The organism is Actinoplanes sp. NPDC023714 (assembly GCF_040639855.1).
GTDB lineage: Bacteria > Actinomycetota > Actinomycetes > Mycobacteriales > Micromonosporaceae > Actinoplanes.
Map to the genome: position 1 here is coordinate 26,799 of NZ_JBFAAR010000012.1, position 22,028 is coordinate 48,826.

Sequence of the window (22,028 nt, forward strand, 5' to 3'; positions counted from 1 at the left end):
GGGAGCGGCCCGTCATTCGTACAAATCTCCTAGGAACGAACCCAGCCACGCGGCACCCAGGCCGAGCGCGACGCTGGCCGCGACATAGCCGAACGCGGCGGTCCGCTCGCCTCGGCGCGCCATCGTGAGGGTCTCCCAGCCGAACGTCGAATACGTCGTGAGCGCGCCGCAGAAACCCGTGCCGAGCAGCGCCACCAGCGTCGGCGACAGGGGTGCGGCCAGCACGAAACCTAGGATCAGCGAACCGATCACGTTGACCGTGAGGGTGCCCCGCGGCGAACCGATCAGGCGGTCGGCGGCGAAGCGCAGGGGGGCGCCGACCGCCGCGCCCAGGGCGACCATGAGCAGCGTCATCGCTTGATCACACCGGCCGTTGCGCTGCCCGCCCAGACGGCCAGGATCGCGCCGAACAGGGTGGCCGCCAGGTAGGGCAGGCCGGCGTCCAGGGCGCCGACCGAGGCGGTCGAGAACGTCGTGTAGCCGCCGAGCATCCCCGTTCCCAGGAACAGCCGGGGGATCTTCCGGTCGACGAGCGTGTAGAGCACGCCGATCAGGAAGCAGCCGGACACGTTGATCAGCAGCGTGGCCTCGTGCGAACCGGACCAGGCGGTGGAAATGGCGTAGCGGGCCAGGGCGCCGATCACGCCGCCGGCCGCGACCGCGGCGACCTCGTCAAGATCCATCATCGATGACGTTAACGCAGGCGGCCGGGGGGACGTGGCGGCGTCCACCCCGGCCGGTATGCGAGCGCGGGCCCGGCCCGCCTCTGAGTGTCCACTGTAGGCGACGATCTTGAACGGCCCGGCGGCGGGCCGCTCGTCACCGTTCATTTGAATTCTGGGCGTCGAGCCGGTGTGCCGTCGGTGTCCAGCCGGTCGACTGACGCCAGCCACGGCGTGAACGGTGGCGAGAAATCACCCGAAACCCGGCCTATTCATTCGCCAAATGCGATGAATCGGACCCTTCAACCCCTGGTAGCGTGCGGCTTCGCACGTTGATCGACCATCGCTCGTCGAGGCGCCGTGGCAGTGGACCGGCAACGTACGGGGGACGGAAAAAGGAATGCATCACGCCAATTATCACTACGGGCACGCGCACATCCTGGCCCGCTATTGTCAGCTCCCCGATCCGTTGCATCCGCCACGAATCCAGGGATACCTCCAGCACGGCTGGAACATCGGTGACGGACTCGCGCCGGGCACGCCGTACGTCAGCGGCAGCCGGCTGCTCGTCTGGTCCGAGGAGACCCGCCGCCGCTCCTGGTCGCAGGGACGCCGCGACGTGGTCGTCGTCGGCGCGCCCTTCGCGTACCTGCTGGAGATGGAACCGGACACCAGCGAGGCGACGGCCGAGGGCACCATCTTCTACCCCTTCCACGGCTGGGAGGGTCAGCAGATCATCGGTGACCACCAGAAGCTCATCGACGAGGTCAAGGCCACCGAGACCGGCCCGGTGACCGCGTGCCTGTACTGGAACGAGTACAAGATGCGCTCGGTCCGCCGGCTCTACCAGAAGGCCGGCTTCCGGGTGGTCTGTCACGGCTACCGGGGCTTCTGGTGGCGCGACCACAACCGGGACTTCCTGTACGGCCAGCTCGCCGAGATCCGCCGGCACAAGCGGGTCGTGTCGAACCGGCTGTGCAGCGCCATCTGGTACGGCGCGCTGGCCGGCCGGGAGGTGGCCGTCTACGGCGACCCGATGGTGCTCGACAACGCGGACACGACGTTCGGCGGCGAGCCCCGGCTGCACCGCCAGTGGCCCGAGGTCTACGGCACCCGGACCGACTACGAGGCCGTGCACCGGCTCGCCCGGGAACAGCTGGGCGCCGACGAGCTGGCCACCCCGGCCGAGCTCCGCGGCCTGCTCGGCTGGCGCGATTTCACCGACGACGAATGGCGGGGCGACGACACCGTGCTCGCCGACATCAAGTGGCGTCCCCAAGCCACGGAAAGGCACGCGTGATGCCGGATCGTCCGGTAGCCCTCGTCCCCGCCGAGCCGGTGGACCTGGCCGAGGTCGTCGCCGCGCCTCCGCTGGAGAACCTGCACCGCATCGGCGGCGAGATGTTCGCCTGGACCGACCGGGACCCCCGGCGCAGCCCGGCACCCCCCTCCGGCGGGCTGCTGCGCTACCTGTTCCGCTCGCTGGCCGGTCCGGGACGTACCGTCCTGGTCGCCGGTCCGCACGCGGACGAGCTGATCACCGAGCTGGTCGACGCCGGCGCGTCGGTGACCTGGCTGCTGCGCTCGCTCACCGACGCCGAGAAGTGCGCGGCGGCCCACCCGGCCGTCACGGTGCTCGCCGGCGTGCTCGGCAAGCTCGCCCCGGACCAGTACGACGTGGTCCTCGCCGCCGACGGCGTGACCCGGCTGAACTCGGCCGAGGGCGACCAGATGCCGGTCGGCGCGATGATCGACCGGCTGTCGCTGGCCGTGAACGCCGAGGGCACGCTGCTGCTCCTGCACGACAACCACTTCGGCGTGCACCACACCGTGCAGCTCGGTCCGGAGGGCCGGCACGGCACGGACGCGAGCTGGTACCCGGAGGACTCGGCCCGGCCCGCCTCCCGGGAGGCGCTGCTGGCCCGCATCACCGACGCCGGCCTCGCGATCGACGCCTCGTTCGCGGTCTTCCCGGAGCCGGCCGCGCCCGCCGTCCTGCTCGGCTCGGCCGTGCTCGGCGACACCGCGTCGCCGTTGCGCCCGTGGCTCGGCTCGGTGGTGGCGCAGGCGTTCACGGCGGCCTACCGCGGCCGCCCGGTGCTGAGCGACCCGCGCAGGCTGGCCGCCCGGGCGCTGCGGGCCGGCGCCGAGGACGCGGTGGCGGGCGGCTGGCTCGTGATCGCCGCGGCCGACCGGTCCGGGTTCACCGGTCACGATGTGATCGTCGGGGATGTCCACGGCACGTTCACCTACGGCGTCGACGCCGGCGGCGAACCGGTGGAGCTGGTTCCGCTGGCCGAGCCGCGCGAGCGGGCCGGGATGCGCCGGACCGGCGTGCCCACCGTGGCGGCCGCCGACGGATACCTGCTCGAGGACCGCCTGCTGGAGCTCTGCGCCACGAGCGACGTGCGCCGGCTGCGCCAGGAGGTGATCCAGTTCGAGAGCTGGGTCCGGGACCAGGCGCGCGACGGCATGCTGCACGGCCCGGTCGCGGTCGCCGACGTCTCCGACGTGCTGATCACCCGGGACGGCCCGGTCGTCCTGGCGGTCCGCTGGGAGCCGATCGACCCGGTCCCGGTCGACACCGCCGTGGTGCGGTCGCTCTGGCAGTTCGCGGTCCGCCTGATCACCGGCGCCCGCCCGCACCCGTGGCCGATCACGTCGAGCGCCATGGACCTCACCACGATCCTGCTGGGCATGGCCGGCCGGGGCATCACCGAGCCGGAGCTCCGGGCCGCCGTCGACCTGCAGGTCGCGATCGACTCGGCGGAGCTGGGCCTGCGCCCGGCCGAGCAGCACGACCACAAGCTGAACCTGCTGGCCGTCCAGCCCGGCACGGTCCCGGTCGACGTGGTCGGGTACCGCGAGCTCACCGAGGCGCTGTGGCGGCAGCGGTACCAGACCAGCCACCTCCTGCACATGATGGAGTGGACCGAGGACATCATCGCCTCGCGCGACCGCTGGCTCAGCAAGATGGACTGGGAGATCCAGTTCTACCGGACGTCCTGGCCGGGCCGGTTCCTCACGATGTCCCGGACCGCCTACCGGCTGATCAGCCGCGACCTGCGGGCCGCCCGCTCGCGGCGGCGCCAGCGCAGGGCGGCGGCCGCGGCGGCCCGCCGCTGGCGCAAGTCCCAGAAGGCCAAGGGCCTGCCCGAAGCCGAGGGCTGAGACGCGGGGGTGCCCCCGTCGCCACGCGACGGGGGCACCTTCGTGTCCGGATCCGGTCACGCCACCGGCGTCAACTCCCGCGGCGACGGCTGCTCCGGGACGGCCGGCGCGGGCGGCTCGTGGGCGACCTCGGGCAGCCAGCGCAGGCCGCGCGGCAGCCACCAGTTGGCCCGGCCCAGCAGCGTCATCACGGCCGGCAGCAGGACCGCCCGGATGATCGTGGCGTCCAGCAGCACCGCCGCGGCGAGGCCGACGCCGAGCTCCTTCGTGGCGACCAGGGGCAGGGTGGCGAAGAGGGCGAACACCGCGACCATCACCACGGCCGCGCTGGTGATCACGCCGGCGGTCTGGCCGATGCCCTCCCGGACCGCGTCGCGGATCGGCAGGCCGCGGTCGGCGCCCTCGCGGATCCGGGAGACCACGAAGACGTGGTAGTCCATCGACAGTCCGAAGAGGATCACGAAGAGGAAGAGCGGCATCCAGTTGGTGATGGCGCCGCCCGACACGAAGTCGAGCTGCTTCTCGAAGTGGCCGTCCTGGAAGACGAAGACCAGCATGCCGTAGGCGGCCGCGACCGAGAGCAGGTTGAGCACCACGCCGGTGATCGCCACGACCACCGAGCGGAACGAGACCAGCAGCAGGATGAACGCCAGGCCCAGGACGAAGGCGAAGACCCAGGGCAGGCTCTCCTCGAGCCGCTCGTTGTAGTCGACGCTCGACGCGGTGCTGCCGGTGACCAGGGCGGTAGCGCCGGCGAGCTGCCCGAAGGTGCCCGGGACGACGTCGGTGCGCAGCAGTTCGAGGGCCGCGATCGAGGCGGGGTCCTCCTCCTTGCCGGTGAGGCCGACCGCGACGACCGCGACGTCGCCGGCCGGATTGACGTCGACGTCGATCGGCTCGACGAGCTTGCCGCCGCTGTCCCGGGCGACATCCCGGAAGTCCTGCAGCGCGGCCTCGAACTCCGGCGTCCTCACCGAGTCGGCGGACACCACGATCCGGGCCGGCGTCGTCTTCGACGGGAACGCGTCCCCGATCGCGAGGAAGGCGACCACCACCGGCGAGTCGTGCGCCACGTCCTGGATCCGCTGACCCTTGGTCTTCATGTCGAGAGCGGGTGAGGCGATCGCGGCGAGTGCCGCCACGGCGACCAGGGCCGAGATCAAAGGCTTGGCGAGTACGACCTTCAGCAGGCCGTTCCAGAAGCGGCCCTGGCTGTTCCGCCGGTACAGGCCGGGGATCTTGATGGCGTCGACCCGGTCGCCGAGCGCGGACAGCAGGGCCGGCAGCACCGTGAGCGAACCGAGGACGGCCGTGGCCACCACCAGGATCGTGCCGGTGGCGAAGCTGACGAACGTGACGTCCTGGGTGAAGAACATGCCGGCCATCGCGACGATCACGGTGAGCCCGGAGACCCAGATCGACCGGCCCGAGGTCTGCGCCGCGATCACCAGGGCGCGGTGCGGGTCGGCGCCCTTACGCCGCTCGTCCCGTTCCCGGCGGATGTAGAAGAGGCAGTAGTCGACGCCGACCGCGAGCCCGATCAGCAGCATCACGTGGGTGGTCTCGTCGACGACCGGCGCGAACCGGCTGGCCAGCGCCATGAGGCCGATCGCGGCGACCACCGACATGATCGCCAGGGCGACCGGGAGCAGCGCGGCGACCACGGCCCCGAAGGCGATCAGCAGGATGCCGAGCGTGACCGGGATGGAGAGCAGCGACAGCCGGGTCAGACCGGACTCGAGCTCGTCGCCGATCAGCTTGTCGCCGCTCGCGTCGCCGGCCTCGGCGATGTAGAGGTCCGGGTGCGCGGCCTGGACGCCGGCGACCGCCTCGAGGGCCGGCCCGACCCGCTCGCCGGCGGTCTCCGGGTCACCCGCGATGTCGAAGGTGATCAGCGTGGACCGGCCGTCCGGCGACTCGATGGGCTTCTGCACGTCGCCGACCCCGGGGACGGACGAGAGCGCGAGGGTGACCTCCTCCGCAGCGGTCACCCGGTCGCTGCCGTCGCGGTTCTGGATCAGCACCATCTCGCCGGCCGGCGACACCGGGAAGCCGGCCTCCTCGACGATCCGGTCCGCCCGACCCGACTCGCCGTGCCCGGCCAGCGCGTAGTTCGCCTCGATCGTCGCGACCTGGGAGCTGAGCACCACCGTGGCCGCGACGAACGCGATCCATCCGAGGATCGCGAGCACCCGATGGCGGGCGCTCCACATCGCGGTCCTCGCCGCGATGCCCTTCACGTTCTCCCTGTTCTCCATGGCAATGACGCTATGGAGTCCGGAGTGGGCGATCGATCCGGCGGACACCCCGGTACGGGGTAGTGCTAGCCCTACGTCTGTAGGTAGGTCAGGACCGCCAGCACCCGCCGATGCTGCTCCTCGTCCTGGTGCAGGCCGAGCTTCGTGAAGATGTTGCGGACGTGCTTCTCCACGGCGCCGTCGGTCACCACCATCTTGCGGGCGATAGCGGTGTTCGACAGGCCCTCGGCCATCGCGCCGAGCACCTCCCGCTCGCGCGGGGTGAGGCTGCGCATCGGGTCGTCGCGCCGGCGCCGGACCAGCAGCTGGCCGACCACCTCGGGGTCGAGCACGGTGCCGCCCTCGGCGACCCGGCTCAGCGCGTCCAGGAAGTCGGCGACCAGCGACACCCGGTCCTTGAGCAGATAGCCGACCGCCCCGCGGCGGTCGGCCAGAAGATCGTCGGCGTACGAGACCTCGACGTACTGGGAGAGCACCAGGATCGGGCTGCCCGGAACGGAGGCGCGGGCCTCCACGGCGGCGCGGAGACCCTCGTCGGTGTGGGACGGCGGCATCCGGACGTCCACGATGGAGACGTCCGGACGGTGTTCCTTCACGGCTTCCACCAGGGACGGCCCGTCGCCGACGGCCGCCACCACGGTGTGGCCGTTCTCCTCGACGAGCCGTACCAGGCCTTCTCTGAGAAGCACCGCGTCATCGGCGATCACTACGCGCATGCCTCACAGTTTTTCAGAGTGGCAGCGCCGCCGTGAGCCGCGTCCCTTCGCCGGCCGCGCTCACCACGTCGAGGACGCCGCCGGCCGCCCGGACCCTGTCGTCCAGCCCGGCCAGGCCGTGCCCCTTCGCGAGGCTGGCGCCGCCCACCCCGTCGTCGGCCACCGTCACCAGCAGGCCGGTGGCGTTGCGCTGCACGGTCACCTGCACCTCGCTGGCGTGGCTGTGCTTCGCCACGTTGGTGAGGGCCTCGGCCACCACGAAGTACGCGGTCGACTCGATCGCCGGGTCGAGGCGCTCGATCGGCGGCGCGTCCAGGTCCACCGGGATCGTGCACCGGCCGGCCAGCGCGGTCAGCGCCGCCTGCAGGCCCCTGTCGACCAGGATCGGCGGCGCGATGCCGCGGGACAGGGCGCGCAGCTCGTCGAGGGTCTCCCGGGTCTGGCTGAGCGCCTCGGCGACGGTGGCGCGGGCCGCCTCCGGGTCGGTCGCGAACTGCTGCTCGGCCCGGCCCAGGTCCATGGCGAGGCGGACCAGCCGCTGCTGCGGGCCGTCGTGGATGTCGCGTTCCAGCTTGCGCAGGGCGACCGCCTCGGCCGAGACCGCCGCGGCCCGCTGCTGCTGCGCCACGTCCCGGGCCTCGTTCGCCTCGGCCACCTGCCGGCGGAGCCGGTCGACGCCGTTGAGCAGGCTGTGTGCGAAGGCGGCCTCGAGCAGCGCGGCGGCCCGGACCACCGGGTAGAGGGTCGCCGCGAAGACCGCGCCGATCACCAGGTAGAACAGGATCCGGGTGAACGCGGTGTCGTCGAAGCCGAGGAGCTCCGGGAGCTCGTTGTTGGCCGGCGGGTGCGGCAGCGTCCAGTCCCAGAGCGGGTAGGTGAGGCCGCCGAGCGCGCAGGCCCACCAGGTGATCACGAAGGAGAAGCCGATCGTGCTGGGGATGAACCGGAACATCCCGTGCACCATGTCGAGCCAGGCCTGCGCGTCGGCGAGCGGGGCGATCGTGCGGCGCATCAGGCCGCCGTCCCGGCTGGTGCGGTAGACCGGGTGGGTCACCGGGCGGCCGAGGACGGGGGCCATCCGGGCCCGCTCGACCACGGCGAAGCCCCGGGACATCAGCAGCGTGGCGACCAGGATCGGCAGGCCGACCCAGATGACCACGGTGCCGATGCCCACGAAGAACAGCGTCATGCAGAGGACCAGGGTGAGCAGGCCGAGCGGGAAGCCCAGCAGGACGTACTGCGTGTCGACGCCCAGCTGGCGCAGGAACCGCCGGGCGGGCGCGGGTGTGGCGGTGGCGCCGGCATAGGTCGTTGTCATGCCGTCGACGTTATTCACCGGCGCCCCCCGATCCGATCCTGCGTGCCACCCGATCAGTAGTAGGGATAACCCTAGTAAAGCCGGTAGACGATGACCGTCCCGCTCTGATGCACGACCATGGCGCCGGCCGCCTTCAGCTCGGCGTTCGCGACCTTGCCGGCGGCCCGGTCGGCGAAGAGCCACCGGACTCCGTACTCGGAGCGCAGCCGCGCCACGTCGGCCGGGTCGCCCTTCTCGAAGGCCCGCTGGTTGAGCGCGTACACCTCGGGGTCGGGCGCGGGCTGGAAGAAGTACTTGAGGTCGTTCACGCCGTTCGCCGCGACGGTCCGGTCGGTGTAGGCCCAGCTCTCCACGAGGGTGCGGTGCCCGCCCAGCCCGGCGACCCAGAACGCGCGCGCGTTGCACTGCGGCACCTTCATCGGCATGCAGTGCACGTTCGTGGCGACCAGGTCGTTCTCGCCGGCGTTGTCGTGCAGCCAGAGCGCCGCCTTCATCTCGGCCGCGGTGACCGCCACGTTGTTCCGCGCCTTGATCGCCGGCGGCCCGCTGAGCGTCTCGGCGGTCCTCGACACGGCGCTCACCGTGCCGGCCGCCGCGATCGCGGCGATCAGCGCGGTGGTGAGGGCCCGCGCCGCCCGCCTGCGCCAGATCAGCACGGCGATCAGCGCGACCACCGTGACCAGGCCGGCGGTGCGGAGCAGCGGCAGCGCCATGGCCCACGCCCACCCGCCCTCGGTCGGCTCGACCGGCTTGGTCACCTCGGGGGCGAAGAACTCCCACAGGCCGCCGGCCGCCGCGCCGAGGACCGGGACGATCCAGCCCCGCACCCGATCCGCGAGCGCCCACGCGGTCAGCACGCCGCAGACCGGCAGCACCGCGTTGTAGAAGTAGATCTGGCTGGCCGACGGGTGCCAGAGCATCCACATCCCGAGGACGCCGGCCACCACGATGCCGCCGAGCAGCCACGGGACCTGGTCGTCGGCCCATCGCCGGGGCTTCAGCCAGCGGACCTTCGGCGGCAGGAAGAGGCCGACCAGCCGCGGCGACTGGACCAGGAACCACCAGATCAGCGACCAGGCCACGAACCAGCGGGCCGCCGTGCCGGCCACCTCGAGGCCGTCCGGGACCAGGCCGCCCCACTGCACGTCGTTCGGGATCCCGATGATCTCCTGGTAGGGCAGGAACCAGCGCATCGTCGCCAGGAACTGGGGCTGGAGCGTGCCCGCGCCCCCGCCCGCGAAGAGCTTCAGCCCGATCACCATGCCGAAGCCGACCGCGGCGAGCAGCCCGATCGTCGTCCACGGGATCGTCCGCTTGCCGATCAGGTGGATCACGCCGGCCAGCAGCAGACCGGCGGCGAGCGGCGGCAGGACGCTCGCCTTGCTGCCGGCGCAGGCGATCGCGAGCAGCGGCAGGAAGGCCCAGCCCATCCGGTGGAGTCCGCGGCCTCGCAGAACGTCGACGGCGATCACCACGAAAAGACCGATCAAGGGCATTGCGTACGTCTGTGACGGGCTGAGCAGGGTGATCGGGAGGCCGATCCCGGGCGGACTGGCCACGTTCCCGGCCACCACCGACTGGCCGACGAAGCCGACCGTCGCGGCGACCGGCCCGGTCCACCAGCGGCCGCTCACGCTCCGGGCCAGGGCCGCGAAGACCACCACGGCGACGGCCGCTACCGGCATGAGCCAGAGCCGGAAGAACACCATGTGCGGCGCGATCCCGGTGACCATGCTGGCGCTCGCGATGTCGGCGTCCGACAGATAGTGGTACTTCAGCGTCTCGCCGGCCAGCTGCGGCACCTGGAACGGCATCGAGCGGGTCATCTCGTGCACGAGCGCGAGGTGGTAGTAGAGATCCGGGTACAGCTCCACGGTGGACGGCGGGAGCGGGATCGTCCGGAAGACCGTCGCGCCCCAGAGCGTCACCAGGAACAGGACCGCCGCCATGGCGACGTGCCAGCCGATCGGCAGCGGGTCGCCGGGCCCGGTCCGCCAGTGCCGCCGCAGGGCCGGCACCGCCGCGAAGAGCGCCATGACCACCGCGGGCCAGCCGATCAGCAGGTGCTGGAGCCCGGTCGCGGCGGCCAGCGCCCAGCCCGCGAGCAGGACGACGAGCCCGGTCGCCGCGCCGAGGCCGAGGTCCTCGGGCAGATTGCCGCGGCTGCCGAACGCCGCCCGGAACACCAGGGTGCCCGGCACGACGACGGCGAGCAGCAGGTAGACCGCGTAGAGGGCGATCTGCCGGTCCGGCGTGTCGTAGGTGTGCAGCACCCCGAACGCGGAGACGGCCGGCAGCAGCCAGGGCGCCACGGCCCAGAGACGGCTCAGCGTCCGGGCCGGCGCGGGAGCGGCCGGCGCCGGCGTTTCCAGAACTGTCGTCATCAGGGCTGCAGCACCGTCAGGCGGGTGAACTCGCTCGGCAGGTCGTAGCCGTCCCAGATCGCGCCGAAGGTGAGCGCCGACCCGAACGGCACGATCCGGTCCACGCCACGGCCGCCCAGCTCGGTGGCGAAGGCCTGGAGCTCGGCCGGCGTGAACCCGAAGTGGCTCACGGTCTGGTCCTGCCGGTTCATCGCCGGCACCAGGTCGAGCAGCGAGCCCACCTCGGCGAACGGGAACGCGCCGGCGCCGATCCAGCGGCGGGGCGCGGCCTCGGTGCCGGTCAGGGTGAGCGCGGTGATCCGGTTGTCCGGGAAGTCGAGCGCCCCGGCGGCCCCGATCGCGGCCAGCCCGTACGCGTTGACCCGCTTCTCCACCGCCATGGCCGGATCGACCACCCAGCCGCGGGCGTCGACCACCTCGAGCAGCAGCGCGAGGAACTCGGCCCGCACGTCGTCGCCGTCCCCGCCGACCAGGAACACGGTCCGCGGCGAGGAGCAGGCGGCCTGGTCGAACCAGTACGCGTCGTTGGCGAACCCGACCACCGCGGCCCGGCGGGCGGCCGGGTCGGCGGCGCGCCAGCCGGCCGTCGAGAGCACGGCCCAGCTGGTCCGGTCCGGGAACGTGAGGTCGCGCGCGGACGGGCGCAGCGGCTGCTTGCGGATCGTGTCCACGGCGGCGTCGCCACCCCAGATGACCCGCAGGTCGGCCCACTTGCTGAGAGCTCCGGTGACGGCGTCGTCGCGGCCGTAGGTGACCATGCGCTGGGTCCGCGCGACGATCGGGTCGGCCTCGGCCGCGACCGCGTCGAGGGCCTCCAGGATCACCTCGGCCGCGCCGGCCGAACGCGACGAGATCCGGACCACGTTGTGGTTGCCGGCCAGCGCCGAGAGCGCCCAGGAGTAGACGAAGATGGTGTCCACGTTGGCCGGCGGCAGGTGGAAGACGTTGCCCCTCGGGCTGACTATCACTTGGGCATTGGCCAGGGCGTCGTCCCGCCGCATCTTGGCGACGGCCCGGCTCAGCTCGGCCGGGCGCAGGAAGTAGCCGAGCGAGCCGAGCTCCGGGTGCTTGCGGGCCACGGCCGGGGCGAGCAGCCGGCGGGCCAGCTTCGCGAGGAAGTCGACCACCCGCGGGTCGCCGACGGTGAGCCGGTCGGCGGAGGGCGCGGTCAGGTCGCCCGGGACGCCGAATCTGAAGGTGACGTTCATGCCGCGCTCCGATACGTGTCCGAGCATCCCCGCGCCTCGGCCCGCGGCAGCCGGCCGAGCACCGAGAAGCGCTTGCCGGGCCAGTCGCCGTCGTCGACGCCGTGCACCACGCCGAGGTCCTCGGTGAGCAGCACGTGCCCCGGGTACGAGGTGGGCAGCGTGCTCACCACCTCCAGGAGACCCGGTTCGCCGGGCGGAAGCTCCGCCCAGGTCTCCGGGTCGCGGACCACCACGTCCGCGAAGTCCGGGCAGTACAGCGAGCCACCCGACGGCCCCTCCAGGAAGATCGTGCCGATCTGCTCGACCATGCCGTAGTAGTTGTGCACGTTCGTCAGCCCGACGCCGGCGAGCCGCTTCCGGAACTCGTCGGGCGAGACGGCCTGGTCGACCAGCTTCTTCCAGCCGCCGGAGTGGATCAGGATCCCGTTGCCGAGGTCGAGCCCGTGCTCGAGCGCCACCTCGTACAGATGAAGCCAGACCAGGAAGGTGAACCCGAAGATCAGGAAGGGCTGGTCACCGTGCTTCGCCAGGAAGCCGCGGATCGCCTCGAGGTCGACGACGCCGTCGTTGTCCAAGGCCCAGACGTGGTCGCGGCCGAAGGTCGACATGCCGAGCACGCCGGCCCCGCGGGCGCTGAACGAGCGGCGGTCCTTCAGCATCGCCTTGGTGTCGACGAGCAGCATCGGGAGCCGCTTCGGGCCGAGCACTGTCTGCACGGTCGCGGCGAGGCGGCGCTGCTGCTCGGCGGCGGCCGCCTTGTCCAGGTAGATCCGGCTGACCTCGCCGGTGGTGCCGCTCGACGTCAGGACCTTGAACACCTCGTCGTCCGGGATGCTCTTCAGCTCCAGGTTCTTGAAGAGCCGGACCGGCAGGTAGGGCAGGCCGGCCACCGACGAGGCGGACGCGAAGCCCGAAGCGGCCAGGATCCGGTCGTAGGGCTCGCAGTGGGCCCGGTGGTGCTCGGTCAGCGAGGAGAGCTCCTTGAGCAGGACCTCCTCCTTCACGGACTGCGGCAGGGTGAAGACACTCACAGTGACGCCTCCAGCGCCCGATAGTCGGTCTTGCCGTTCGGCAGCAGGGGCAGCGCCTCGATCGAGCGGACGTCGACCCCGGTGAAGTGGGTGCCGAGCCACTCGGCGACCTTGGTGCGCAGCGCGCGGGCGTCCTCGGCGGTCAGGCCCTCGGCGAAGACGTGCAGTCTGTCGTCACCGGCCACGGCGGCGACCGGGAAGTTGCGCTCGACGTCGTCCAGGTTGATCCGGACGCCGAACACCTTCGCCATCCGCTTGATCCGGCCGGTGAGGAAGAGGAAGCCCTCCTCGTCGAGGCGGCCCAGGTCACCGGTGCGCAGCACGCCGCCGAGCTCGTCGCCGCGGACCAGGTCGGCGCCGCTCTCGGCGTACCCCATCATCACGTTGGGGCCGCGGTAGACGACCTCGTCGTCCTCGATCGCGAAGGCGCCGCCGGGCATCGCCAGGCCGACCGAGCCGAGCTTCCCGGCGAGCCGCTCGGGCGGCAGTGTGGCCATCCGGGGCGCCGCCTCGGTCTGGCCGTACATCACGAAGAACCGGCCGCCCGCGGCGTCCATCCGCTGCGCGAACTCGGTGACGAGCTCGGCCCGGAGCCGGCCGCCGGCCTGGGTGACCGTCCGGAGCGACGGGTGCTTCGCCGGGTCGAAACGGAGCCGGCGCAGCATCTCGAACTGGTACGGGACCAGCGCCATCGACGTGACGCCGTGCTCGTCCACCGCCGACCAGAAGTCCCGCTGCATGATCCCGGTCCGCTCCAGCACCACGGTGGCGCCCTTGAGCAGGTGCGAGTGCAGCACGGACAGGCCGTACGAGTAGAAGAGCGGCAACGTCGTGATCGCCACGTCGTCGCGGGTGACGCCGAGCGACTCGGCCACCTGCCCGGCGTTCGCGAACACCGCCGAGCGGGAGAGCCGGACCAGCTTCGGGCTGCCGGTGGAGCCGCTCGTGGTGAGCAGAAGAGCCAGGTCCGGGTGCACCGCGTCGGTCGCGTACCGCTGGATCAGCTCGGTGTGGTCGGCGTCCGGGTCGAGCAGCACGACCGGTTTCTGCGAGCGCAGCGCCGCGAGGTACTTCGCGATCGCCGGCACCGTGGTCGGCATCGGCAGGAAGACCAGCTTCTGATCCGCGAACTCGGCTTCGAAGCCGGCGATCAGCGCAGGGGTCAGGGTCTCGCCGGTCGCGGCGTCGACGACGCGGGCGTCCGGGTGCAGCAGGTTCACAGCGTCAGTCCCCCGTCCACCCCGATCACCTGTCCGGTGACGAAGCGGGCCTGGTCGGAGACGAGGAAGGCGATCACGTCGGCGACGTCCTCGGCGGTGCCGAGCCGGCCCAGCGCGGTGCCGGCGACCCGCTCGGCGCGGCCCGCCTCGTCCAGGGTGTCGAGCATGTCGGTCGCGATGAAGCCGGGCGCCACCGCGTTGACCCGGACCCCGCGGGGGCCGAGCTCCTTCGCCGCGGACCTGGTGAGGCCGACCACGGCGGCCTTGGACGCCGCGTAGACGGCCTGCCCGGCCACGCCGTGCGTGCCGGTGATCGAGGCGGTGAGCACGACGGACGCCTGCGGCGCGCGCGCGAGCAGGCGGACCGCGTTCTGCAGGGTGTACGCCGCGCCGGCCGCGTTCACGGCGAAGAGCCGCTCGATCGTCGCGTCGTCGGTCATCCCGAGCATCCCGGCCGCGTGCGTACCCGCGTTGATCACGAGCACGTCGAGGCGCTTGAAGGTCTCGAACGCGAGGCGGACGAGGGCCTTGCTGGTCCCCGGGTCGGCGATGTCACCGGCGGCGCTCACCGCGGTGACGCCGAACTTCGCGGCCAGCGACTCGGCCGCCTCGGCCGCGCCGGCCCCGCCGTGGCCGTGCAGGACCAGGTCGTACCCCTGCTCGGCCAGGCGGTGCGCGGTGGCCCGCCCGATGCCGCGCGACGCCCCGGTCACCAGGGCGACACTCACTTGACGTCCACCCCGTATTTACCGAGGATTCGCACGGCCTCGTCGAAACTGGACATACCGATGACATCATCAGTGTCGATCATTACCGAGAATTCATCTTCGATAGCGGCGACCAACGACATGTGAGCGAGCGAATCCCACTTCTCGTTGTCCTGGTAGCGCAGGTCGTCCACGGGCGCGTCCGCCGGAAGATCGAGCGCGGTGCGGAACGCGTCGCGTAGTCTCTGCAGCTCACTCACGGTATGACTCCAATGGGGGGTGATTAGAGGAGTCCTACGATCCCGCAGCAGACCGGACGCCGCGACCAATCCAGGATTAACTGAAAATGAACTCGCATCAGCTTTTTCCCGCGCCCCTGGAAATGGCGAATCCTCTGGTTATGCTTCCGGCTCGTACCGGCCTATCGCTGACCCCCGGAGAAAACTCGTGTCTGAAATCGCCGGCTCCTCGATCCTTGTCACCGGCTCCACCGGTTCGTTCGGCAAGGCCTTCCTGAGGTACGCCCTGACCCACCTCGACCCGGCTCGCATCGTGGTCTTCTCGCGTGACGAGCTGAAGCAGTACGAGGTCCGCCAGATGTTCGGCGACGACCCGCGCCTGCGCTTCTTCATCGGCGACATCCGCGACCGCGACCGCCTCGCCCGCGCCATGCACGGCATCGACCACGTCGTCCACGCGGCCGCGCTCAAGCAGGTCGACACCGCGGAGTACAACCCCTCCGAGTTCGTCGCCACGAACATCAACGGCACCCAGAACGTCATCGACGCGGCCATCACCGCCGAGGTGAAGAAGGTCGTCGCGCTCTCCACCGACAAGGCGTCCAGCCCGATCAACCTGTACGGCGCCACCAAGCTGGCCGCCGACAAGATCGTGATCGCCGGCAACCACTACGCCGCCACCCACCCGACCCGCCTCGCGGTCGTCCGGTACGGCAACGTGATGGGCAGCCGCGGCTCGGTCGTGCCGTTCTTCTGCAAGCTGGCGGCCGAGGGCAAGAGCCTGCCGATCACCGACAAGCGGATGACCCGCTTCTGGATCACCCTGGACCAGGCCGTGCAGTTCGTCGTCGACTCGTTCGACGTGATGCGCGGCGGCGAGCTCTACGTGCCCCGGATCCCGAGCATGCGCATCCTCGACCTGGTCGAGGCCGTCGCGCCGGACGCACCCACCCACGAGATGGGCATGCGTCCCGGCGAGAAGCTGCACGAGGAGATGATCGCGGCCGACGACAGCCGCCGCACGCTGCGCTTCCCGGACCGCTACGTGGTCCAGCCGGTCGCCGCGAGCTGGGGCTACGAGCCGCCCGCGGGTGGCGAGCCGGTCGCCGACGGCTTCAACTACCGCTCGGACAACAACGACCTCTGGCTCTCCGTCGACGACATGCGCGCCCTGCTCGCGGAGAACTGATGCTCCCCTACGGACGGCAATCCATCGATCCCTCGGACGTCGAGGCCGTCGTCGCGGCGCTGGGCAGCGACTGGCTGACCACCGGGCCGCGGGTCGCCGACTTCGAGGCCGACCTCGAGAAGGTCGCCGGCGCGCCCTGCGTCACGGTCACGAACGGCACCACGGCGCTGCACGCGGCCTACGCGGCGGCCGGCGTGACCCGCGGCGACGAGGTGGTCACCACGCCGATGACGTTCGTGGCCACGGCGTCCGGCGCGGCGATGCTCGGCGCCACGGTGGTCTTCGCCGACGTCGAGGAGGACACCGCGAACCTCGACCCGGCCGCCGTGGAGGCCGCCGTCACCGGGCGCACCAGGGTGATCGCCGCGGTCGACTACGCCGGTGTCCCGGCCGACTACGACCGGCTCCGCAAGGTCGGGGAGAGCACCGGCGCGCTGCTGCTCGGCGACGCCGCGCACTCGATCGGCTCGCTCTACAGGGGACGTCCGGTCGGCACGCTCGCCGACCTCACGACGTTCTCGTTCTTCCCGACCAAGAACTTCACCACCGGCGAGGGCGGCGCGGTCGCGTCCACCCGGCCGGAGCTGGTGAAGCGGCTGCGCGCGTTCCGCACGGTCGGCGTGGTCCGGGACGAGCTCCGGCACCCCGACGAGGGCGGCTGGTGGTACGAGGTCCCCGAATTCGGGCTCAACTACCGCCTGCCGGACGTGCTCTGCGCGCTCGGCAGCGCCCAGCTGCGCCGGCTCGGCGCGTTCAAGGCCCGCCGCGCCCACCTCTCGGCCCGCTACGACGAGCTGCTCGCCGGCGTGCCCGGCCTGCGCCTCCCGGCCCAGCGCCCGGAGAGCGACCCGATGCGCCACCTCTACCCGGTGCGCATCCTCGACGGGCGCCGGCGCGAGGTCTACGACCGGATGCGGGCCGCCGGCATCGGCGTGCAGGTGAACTACATCCCGGTCTACTGGCACCCGGTCTTCGAAGATCTCGGCTACCGGCGCGGCATGTGCCCGGTCGCGGAGGCCTTCTACGCCGAGGAGCTCTCCCTGCCCCTCTTCGCCGACCTCGGCGACGACGACCAGGACCGTGTCGTCGAGACGCTGCGCGGCATCCTCGGGAGCTAGCGGGTGCACCACGGCAACCACTTCTACGGTCACGCCCACGTTCTGGCCGAGTACTGCGGGCTGGACCCGGCCGATCCCCCGCGGATCGACGGATATCTCCAGCACGGCTGGAACGTGGTGGACGGGCTGGGCGCCGGAACTCCGTACGCGCCCGGCCGGCCGATCTTCGTCTGGTCCGAGCGCACCCGGCGCCGGGCCTGGTCGATGGGCCGCCCGCTGGCCACCGTGACCGGCGCCCCCTTCCTCTACCTGCTGCGCACCCCCACCCCCACCGGCTGTACCACAGAGCGACAAATCGGGCGCGAAGACAGCCCTGCCGTACAGCCGGGCTCAGTTGGCTGTACGGCAGAGCGACAAATCGGGCGCGGGGACGACCCTGACGTACAGCCGAGGGAGGGGACGATCTGGTACCCGTTCCACGGCTGGGAGGGCCAGGAGGTCGACGGGGATCACCGGCGGCTGATCGACGAGATCGTCGCGACCGAGCCCGGCCCGATCACGTTCTGCCTGTACTGGCACGAGTACCGGGACGCCCGGATCCGCGCCGCGTACGAGCGGGCCGGCCGGGTCATCTGCCACGGCTACCGGGGCTACATGCGGATGCAGACCGACGCCCGGTTCCTGCACAAGCAGCTCGACGAGCTGCGCCGGCACCGCCGGGTGGCGTCCAACCGGCTCAGCAGCGCGGTCTTCTACGGCGTGGCGGCCGGCTGCGAACCGGCGGTCTACGGCAACCCGATGCAGCTCGCCAAGGAGGACGCGCCGACCGCCGAGCGGATCCGGCGCGAGTGGTCCGAGCTGCACGGCGTCGCGCCCGACCCGGTCGTGGCCCGGGAGATCGCGATGGCCGAGCTCGGCGACGGCCACCTGGCCTCACCGGCCGAACTGAGGGCGACCCTCGGTTGGAGCGCCGCCGCCGTCGCGACGGGATCGGCTGAGGAGAGGTGGGCGGCATGATCCGGATGATCGGCGGCGAGATGCCGGAGTACGCCGAGGAGCTGCCCCACGCCGGCGGCGCCCTCTACCGGCACCTCACCGCGCGGCTGCCGGCCGGCGCCGAGGTCCTGGTGGCCGGCCCGCACGACACCGCCCTGCTCGAGGCGCTGGCCGACGGCCGGGGCCTCACCTGCCTGGTCCGCTCGCAGCCGGACGCCGAGGCGCTCGCGGCGCGCGGCTTCACCGTGCTCTGCGGCACCCTCGCGAAGCTGACCGACGAGGACCGGTACGACGCCGTGATCGCCCTCGACGGCACGAACCGGCTCTGCTCCCCGGAGGGCCCGCAGCTCGACTGGGCCGACGCCGTACGCGTCCTGAAACGCGCCCTGCGCCCCGGCGGCACCCTGGTCCTGACCGTCGAGAACGAGCTCGGCGTGCACCGCCTCGTCGACCCGGGCACGGCCACCGCGCCGGGCACCGTCCAGTGGCGTCCGCTCGGCGAGTTCGGCACCGCACCGGGCCGCCCGGACCGGCTCGCCGCCGCGCTCGGCGCCGAGGGGCTGCCGGTCTCCGGGCTCGCCGCCGCCTGGCCGTCGCAGGCCGAGCCGACCGTGACGGTCACCCCGGAGACCCTGCGCTACGGGCCGCTCGACTCCCTCGCCGCGCTCATCGCGGGAGCGGTCGCCTCCTCGTACGCGGAGAAGCCGGTCCTGAGTGACCCGCGCCGCCTGGCCGGCGCCGCAGTGCGCCGCGGTCTCGGCGCCGAGCTGGCGCCCGCCTGGATCGCGGTGGCCCAGCTGGCCGCACGGCCCCGGCCGGTCGTGCCGATTCCGGCGGCGGCCCGGCTCAGCGGCGGCACCGTCGTCGAGGGCACCGGCTCCCTGCCGTCCGGCCGCCTGCTGGAGGAGCAGCTGCTCACCGCGGCGCTCGGGCACGACCTGCCCGGCCTGCGGCGGCTGCTCACCGGTTGGACGGCCGCGCTGCCCGCCGCCGACGCCGCGAACGTGCTGGTGGAAGGCGACCGGTACACCCTGCTCGACCCCGCGCAGCCGGACCGGCCGGACGCGCTCGCCCGGTTCGCGGTCACCCTCGCGACCGGCGGCTACGCCCACCCCTGGCCGGCCGTCACCGACGTGGCCCGGCTCACCGAGATCCTGGCCGGAGCGGCCGGCCTTGAAGCCGCCACGACCCCGATGGAAGCCCCGCCGGTCCGGAACCGGGAGCACCGACAGCAGCTCGACGCCCTGCGCCGGCAGCTCGCCGACGCGGAGGCCCGCAGCCGCTTCTTCGAGGCCGAGCTGGAGAAGCGGGACGCCGAGCTGGGCCGGGCCAAGGTCCAGATCGCCGCCTTCAGCGGATCCCTCGCCTACCGCGCCGCCAAAGCCGGGCTCGGCCTCGCCCGCAAGGCGCGCCACCGACTTCACAAAGGACGGTCATGACCACCCTCGGCATCATCCAGGCCCGGATGGGCTCCACCCGGCTCCCCGGCAAGGTGCTGCGCCCGCTCGGCGGCCGCACCGTCCTCGACCGGGTGGTGAACGCCGCCCGGGAGAGCGGGATCCTCGACGACCTGGTCGTCGCGACCACGACGCTGCCCGACGACGACGCCGTGGCCGCCGAGTGCGAGCGCATCGGCGTGGCCTGCCACCGCGGGCCTGTCGACGACGTGCTCACCCGGTTCCTCGGCGTGCTGGAGACCCGGTCGGCCGACACCGTGCTGCGGTTCACCGCGGACTGCCCGCTGCTCGACCCGGAACTCGTGGCGCGCGCCTTCCGGGTCTTCGAGGCGGCCGGCGTCGACTACCTCACCACGTCGATCACCCGGACGCTGCCGCGCGGCCTCGACGTCGAGGTGGTCCGGGCCACCGTGCTCAAGGAGATCGACAGGCTGGCGTACGACCACCACCGCACGCACGTGACGTCGTACATCTACTCGCACGCCGACGACTTCGACGTGATCGGGCTGACCGCGCAGCCGGACCTGTCGCACCTGCGGCTCACCCTCGACACCGAGGACGACTGGAAGCTGATCGAGGCGGTCATCGACCACTTCGGCGACGCCCCGGCCGCCATCCGGACCGTGGCGAGCTGGCTCGACGGGCAGCCCGAGCTCGCCGCGCTCAACGCCCACGTGCGGCAGAAGGAGTTGGACCAGGCGTGAACATCGGGATCCGGTGCGACGCCGGCCCGCGTACCGGGGTCGGCCATCTGGTGCGGTGCGTCGCCCTCGCCGAGGAGCTCACCGCCCGCGGCGCCGACGTGCACTTCCTCGCCGACCTCGGCGGGGTCGCGTGGGCCGAGTCTCAGCTCGAGCAGCGCGGCCTGCCCTGGCATCCGGCGCCCTACGACGAGGTCGGCCTGGTCGCGGCGGCCCGGCGGCTCGACCTCGCGGCGCTGGTGATCGACTCGTACACGCTGCCGCCGCAGCAGAGCGCCGCGGTCCGGCGGGCCGGGTTCCCCGTGCTGGCCATTGTGGACGGTGACCTGCGGGGGCAGTCCGCCGACATCTACGTCGACCAGAACCTGGACGCGGTCCTGGAGGAGGGCGAGGTCCGGCTGGCCGGAATCGATTACGCCCTGCTCCGCTCGGCGGTCCGGCAGTCGCGTCCGGTCACGGTCCCCGCACACGCTCCGACCCGTACCCCGAAGGTCGTCGCCTTTTTCGGAGGGACCGACGCCTACCGCGCGGCGCCGCAGGTGGCGCGGCTGCTCACCGAGACCGCGGCGGGTTTCGACGCCACCGTCATCGCGGCCGACGAGAGCCTGCGTGCCGAGCTGCTCGCGGTCGAGGCCGGTCCGGGACAGCGCTTCGACATCATCGGGCCGACCGACCACCTGCCGAAACTCCTCGTCGGCGCCGACCTGGTGATCAGCGCGAGCGGGACCTCGACCTGGGAGCTGCTCTGCCTCGGCCGCGCCGCCGCGCTGGTCTGGGTCGTCGACAACCAGATTCAGGGGTACGAGCGGACCGTGGCACGCGGTTATGCGGCGGGGCTCGGCCGTCTCGGCGAGTTCGACGAGTCCTCGGTCGCGACCCTGCGCCGGCTCCTGACCGATTCCGATGCCCGCACCGCTCTCGCGGCGAGCGGCTGGTCGGCGGTGGACGGCCTCGGCGTCGCCCGGGTGGCGGACGCGCTCCTGGCTAGGGCTTCGTCACCTCGATGACGACGGCGCCCGCGGCGTGGTCCCCGGCCGCCTCGCGGGCCTCGGCGATCCGCTCCGGAGGGAATCGCCGGATCGGCAGCCCGGCGTCCTCCCCCACCCGGAGCGCGCCGGCGTCGACGGCCTCGGCCACCGCGGCCACCGCATCCGGGCCGGGCGCGGGATCGGCCGCGTCCTCCTCCTGCGCGCCGGTTGTGGTCAGCACCGTCGCGCCGGCCCATTCGGCGAGCTGGATCGCCGCGATGCCGGCCGGGCCGGCGCCGTCCGCGATCAACACGGTCCGCCCCTTCAGCACCCCCGGTGCGAGCCGGTCCGGGACGCCGGCGGCCGTGGTGAGGCGGCGGTACGCGGTCAGCGCCGGGACGGCGAGCACGGCGCCCACCTCGAACGGCACGCCGTCGCGCATCCGGACCACCCGGCTGCGGGGCAGAACCGGGTATTCCCCGACAATCCCCTCCGCCTCTCCCCACATCCAGACCCGGTCGCCCGGCTCCAGGCCGCGGACGCCCTCGCCGAGCGCGTCGACGACACCGGCGGCGGCACCGGCCGGATGCACGGCGGCGAGGACGACGCGGATCCGCACCTCTCCGGTACCGGCGGGCTGAAGGGCGGAAGCGGACTCGGGGATGGCGGCGGCACGCATATGGCCCACTCTATTTCGCCTCAGCGGTGCGGCCCCGGTGCCGAACAGGGGTAGGCAAGGTCGCCA

General features: G+C 72.3%; 20 protein-coding genes. 8 read left to right on the forward strand and 12 right to left on the reverse strand.

Translation table 11 applies throughout. From position 1 onward, the window contains the following. Positions 1–12: 12 nt before the first annotated feature. Together AB0G10_RS36920 and AB0G10_RS36925 are read right to left on the reverse strand one after the other, a co-directional pair. Positions 13–354 carry a CrcB family protein gene (locus AB0G10_RS36920; RefSeq protein WP_360932887.1) on the reverse strand — a complete coding sequence of 114 codons (342 nt, stop codon included), beginning with the start codon at positions 352–354 and terminating at the stop codon, positions 13–15. Beyond that, positions 351–683 (reverse strand): CrcB family protein, encoded by a 333-nt coding sequence (locus AB0G10_RS36925; protein WP_360932889.1) that lies wholly within the window; start codon positions 681–683, stop codon positions 351–353. The genes AB0G10_RS36920 and AB0G10_RS36925 overlap by 4 nt, the downstream gene beginning before the upstream one ends. Before the next feature lie 379 nt (positions 684–1,062). Between AB0G10_RS36925 and AB0G10_RS36930 the strand changes: the two genes are divergently transcribed. Together AB0G10_RS36930 and AB0G10_RS36935 are read left to right on the forward strand one after the other, a co-directional pair. Beyond that, entirely contained in the window at positions 1,063–1,962 is a 900-nt protein-coding gene (locus AB0G10_RS36930; RefSeq protein ID WP_360932892.1) for a hypothetical protein, read from the forward strand. Beyond that, positions 1,962–3,833, forward strand: a complete 1,872-nt coding sequence (locus tag AB0G10_RS36935; protein ID WP_360932895.1) for a hypothetical protein — start codon at positions 1,962–1,964, stop codon at positions 3,831–3,833. The genes AB0G10_RS36930 and AB0G10_RS36935 overlap by 1 nt, the downstream gene beginning before the upstream one ends. Positions 3,834–3,889: 56 nt before the next feature. Here AB0G10_RS36935 and AB0G10_RS36940 read toward each other — a convergent pair whose 3' ends face one another. From AB0G10_RS36940 to AB0G10_RS36980, 9 genes are all read right to left on the reverse strand, one after another. Then, on the reverse strand, positions 3,890–6,091 hold the full coding sequence (locus AB0G10_RS36940) for an MMPL family transporter (protein ID WP_360932898.1): 2,202 nt from the start codon (positions 6,089–6,091) through the stop codon (positions 3,890–3,892). 71 nt (positions 6,092–6,162) lie between these two features. Then, positions 6,163–6,807 carry a response regulator transcription factor gene (locus tag AB0G10_RS36945; protein WP_360932901.1) on the reverse strand — a complete coding sequence of 215 codons (645 nt, stop codon included), beginning with the start codon at positions 6,805–6,807 and terminating at the stop codon, positions 6,163–6,165. Positions 6,808–6,820: 13 nt separating this feature from the next. Further along, on the reverse strand, positions 6,821–8,125 hold the full coding sequence (locus AB0G10_RS36950) for a sensor histidine kinase (protein WP_360932904.1): 1,305 nt from the start codon (positions 8,123–8,125) through the stop codon (positions 6,821–6,823). A 71-nt stretch (positions 8,126–8,196) separates the two neighbouring features. Then, entirely contained in the window at positions 8,197–10,509 is a 2,313-nt protein-coding gene (locus AB0G10_RS36955) for a hypothetical protein (RefSeq protein WP_360932907.1), read from the reverse strand. After that, on the reverse strand, positions 10,509–11,717 hold the full coding sequence (locus tag AB0G10_RS36960; protein WP_360932910.1) for an acyl-CoA reductase: 1,209 nt from the start codon (positions 11,715–11,717) through the stop codon (positions 10,509–10,511). Before AB0G10_RS36960 ends, AB0G10_RS36955 begins: the two co-directional genes overlap by 1 nt. Further along, positions 11,714–12,748: an acyl-protein synthetase gene (locus AB0G10_RS36965; RefSeq protein WP_360932913.1), complete on the reverse strand. Its 1,035-nt coding sequence runs from the start codon at positions 12,746–12,748 to the stop codon at positions 11,714–11,716. The genes AB0G10_RS36960 and AB0G10_RS36965 overlap by 4 nt, the downstream gene beginning before the upstream one ends. Next, positions 12,745–13,968, reverse strand: coding sequence for an AMP-binding protein (locus AB0G10_RS36970; protein ID WP_360932916.1), 1,224 nt, complete (start codon positions 13,966–13,968; stop codon positions 12,745–12,747). The genes AB0G10_RS36965 and AB0G10_RS36970 overlap by 4 nt, the downstream gene beginning before the upstream one ends. Then, on the reverse strand, positions 13,965–14,696 hold the full coding sequence (locus AB0G10_RS36975) for an SDR family oxidoreductase (RefSeq protein WP_360932919.1): 732 nt from the start codon (positions 14,694–14,696) through the stop codon (positions 13,965–13,967). The genes AB0G10_RS36970 and AB0G10_RS36975 overlap by 4 nt, the downstream gene beginning before the upstream one ends. Next, positions 14,693–14,935 carry an acyl carrier protein gene (locus AB0G10_RS36980; protein ID WP_360932922.1) on the reverse strand — a complete coding sequence of 81 codons (243 nt, stop codon included), beginning with the start codon at positions 14,933–14,935 and terminating at the stop codon, positions 14,693–14,695. Before AB0G10_RS36980 ends, AB0G10_RS36975 begins: the two co-directional genes overlap by 4 nt. A gap of 187 nt (positions 14,936–15,122) precedes the next feature. On the opposite strand from AB0G10_RS36980, the gene pseB reads away from it, so the two are divergent. Genes pseB through AB0G10_RS37010 form a run of 6 tightly spaced genes read left to right on the forward strand, consistent with a single transcriptional unit; the run spans position 15,123 to position 21,322 of the window. Further along, entirely contained in the window at positions 15,123–16,103 is a 981-nt protein-coding gene (gene pseB / locus AB0G10_RS36985; protein WP_360932925.1) for a UDP-N-acetylglucosamine 4,6-dehydratase (inverting), read from the forward strand. After that, a complete protein-coding gene (locus tag AB0G10_RS36990) occupies positions 16,103–17,221 on the forward strand; it encodes an aminotransferase class I/II-fold pyridoxal phosphate-dependent enzyme (protein ID WP_360932929.1) in 1,119 nt (372 codons plus the stop codon). The genes pseB and AB0G10_RS36990 overlap by 1 nt, the downstream gene beginning before the upstream one ends. A gap of 3 nt (positions 17,222–17,224) precedes the next feature. Continuing rightward, positions 17,225–18,178, forward strand: a complete 954-nt coding sequence (locus AB0G10_RS36995; protein ID WP_360932931.1) for a hypothetical protein — start codon at positions 17,225–17,227, stop codon at positions 18,176–18,178. After that, entirely contained in the window at positions 18,175–19,596 is a 1,422-nt protein-coding gene (locus tag AB0G10_RS37000) for a hypothetical protein (protein ID WP_360932934.1), read from the forward strand. The genes AB0G10_RS36995 and AB0G10_RS37000 overlap by 4 nt, the downstream gene beginning before the upstream one ends. Continuing rightward, the gene (locus AB0G10_RS37005; RefSeq protein WP_360932937.1) at positions 19,593–20,318 is read left to right on the forward strand and encodes a glycosyltransferase family protein; all 726 of its coding nucleotides are present in this window, start codon (positions 19,593–19,595) and stop codon (positions 20,316–20,318) included. Before AB0G10_RS37000 ends, AB0G10_RS37005 begins: the two co-directional genes overlap by 4 nt. Beyond that, positions 20,315–21,322, forward strand: coding sequence for a spore coat protein (locus AB0G10_RS37010; protein ID WP_360932940.1), 1,008 nt, complete (start codon positions 20,315–20,317; stop codon positions 21,320–21,322). Before AB0G10_RS37005 ends, AB0G10_RS37010 begins: the two co-directional genes overlap by 4 nt. On the opposite strand, the gene AB0G10_RS37015 is transcribed toward AB0G10_RS37010, so the two are convergent. Further along, positions 21,300–21,962, reverse strand: coding sequence for a hypothetical protein (locus tag AB0G10_RS37015; RefSeq protein ID WP_360932943.1), 663 nt, complete (start codon positions 21,960–21,962; stop codon positions 21,300–21,302). The two genes, AB0G10_RS37010 and AB0G10_RS37015, sit on opposite strands and share 23 nt — an antisense overlap. Positions 21,963–22,028 lie beyond the last annotated feature (66 nt).

Coding starts and splice junctions, on each gene's coding strand:
- AB0G10_RS36960 (WP_360932910.1), bottom strand. CDS start 11,717: ATGAACGTCACCTTCAGATTCGGCGTCCCGGGCGACCTGACCGCGCCC.
- AB0G10_RS37000 (WP_360932934.1), top strand. CDS start 18,175: ATGATCCGGATGATCGGCGGCGAGATGCCGGAGTACGCCGAGGAGCTG.
- AB0G10_RS36925 (WP_360932889.1), bottom strand. CDS start 683: ATGGATCTTGACGAGGTCGCCGCGGTCGCGGCCGGCGGCGTGATCGGC.
- AB0G10_RS36930 (WP_360932892.1), top strand. CDS start 1,063: ATGCATCACGCCAATTATCACTACGGGCACGCGCACATCCTGGCCCGC.
- AB0G10_RS36955 (WP_360932907.1), bottom strand. CDS start 10,509: ATGACGACAGTTCTGGAAACGCCGGCGCCGGCCGCTCCCGCGCCGGCC.
- AB0G10_RS36940 (WP_360932898.1), bottom strand. CDS start 6,091: ATGGAGAACAGGGAGAACGTGAAGGGCATCGCGGCGAGGACCGCGATG.
- AB0G10_RS36950 (WP_360932904.1), bottom strand. CDS start 8,125: ATGACAACGACCTATGCCGGCGCCACCGCCACACCCGCGCCCGCCCGG.
- AB0G10_RS36935 (WP_360932895.1), top strand. CDS start 1,962: ATGCCGGATCGTCCGGTAGCCCTCGTCCCCGCCGAGCCGGTGGACCTG.
- AB0G10_RS36920 (WP_360932887.1), bottom strand. CDS start 354: ATGACGCTGCTCATGGTCGCCCTGGGCGCGGCGGTCGGCGCCCCCCTG.
- AB0G10_RS36945 (WP_360932901.1), bottom strand. CDS start 6,807: ATGCGCGTAGTGATCGCCGATGACGCGGTGCTTCTCAGAGAAGGCCTG.
- AB0G10_RS37015 (WP_360932943.1), bottom strand. CDS start 21,962: ATGCGTGCCGCCGCCATCCCCGAGTCCGCTTCCGCCCTTCAGCCCGCC.
- AB0G10_RS37005 (WP_360932937.1), top strand. CDS start 19,593: ATGACCACCCTCGGCATCATCCAGGCCCGGATGGGCTCCACCCGGCTC.
- AB0G10_RS36990 (WP_360932929.1), top strand. CDS start 16,103: ATGCTCCCCTACGGACGGCAATCCATCGATCCCTCGGACGTCGAGGCC.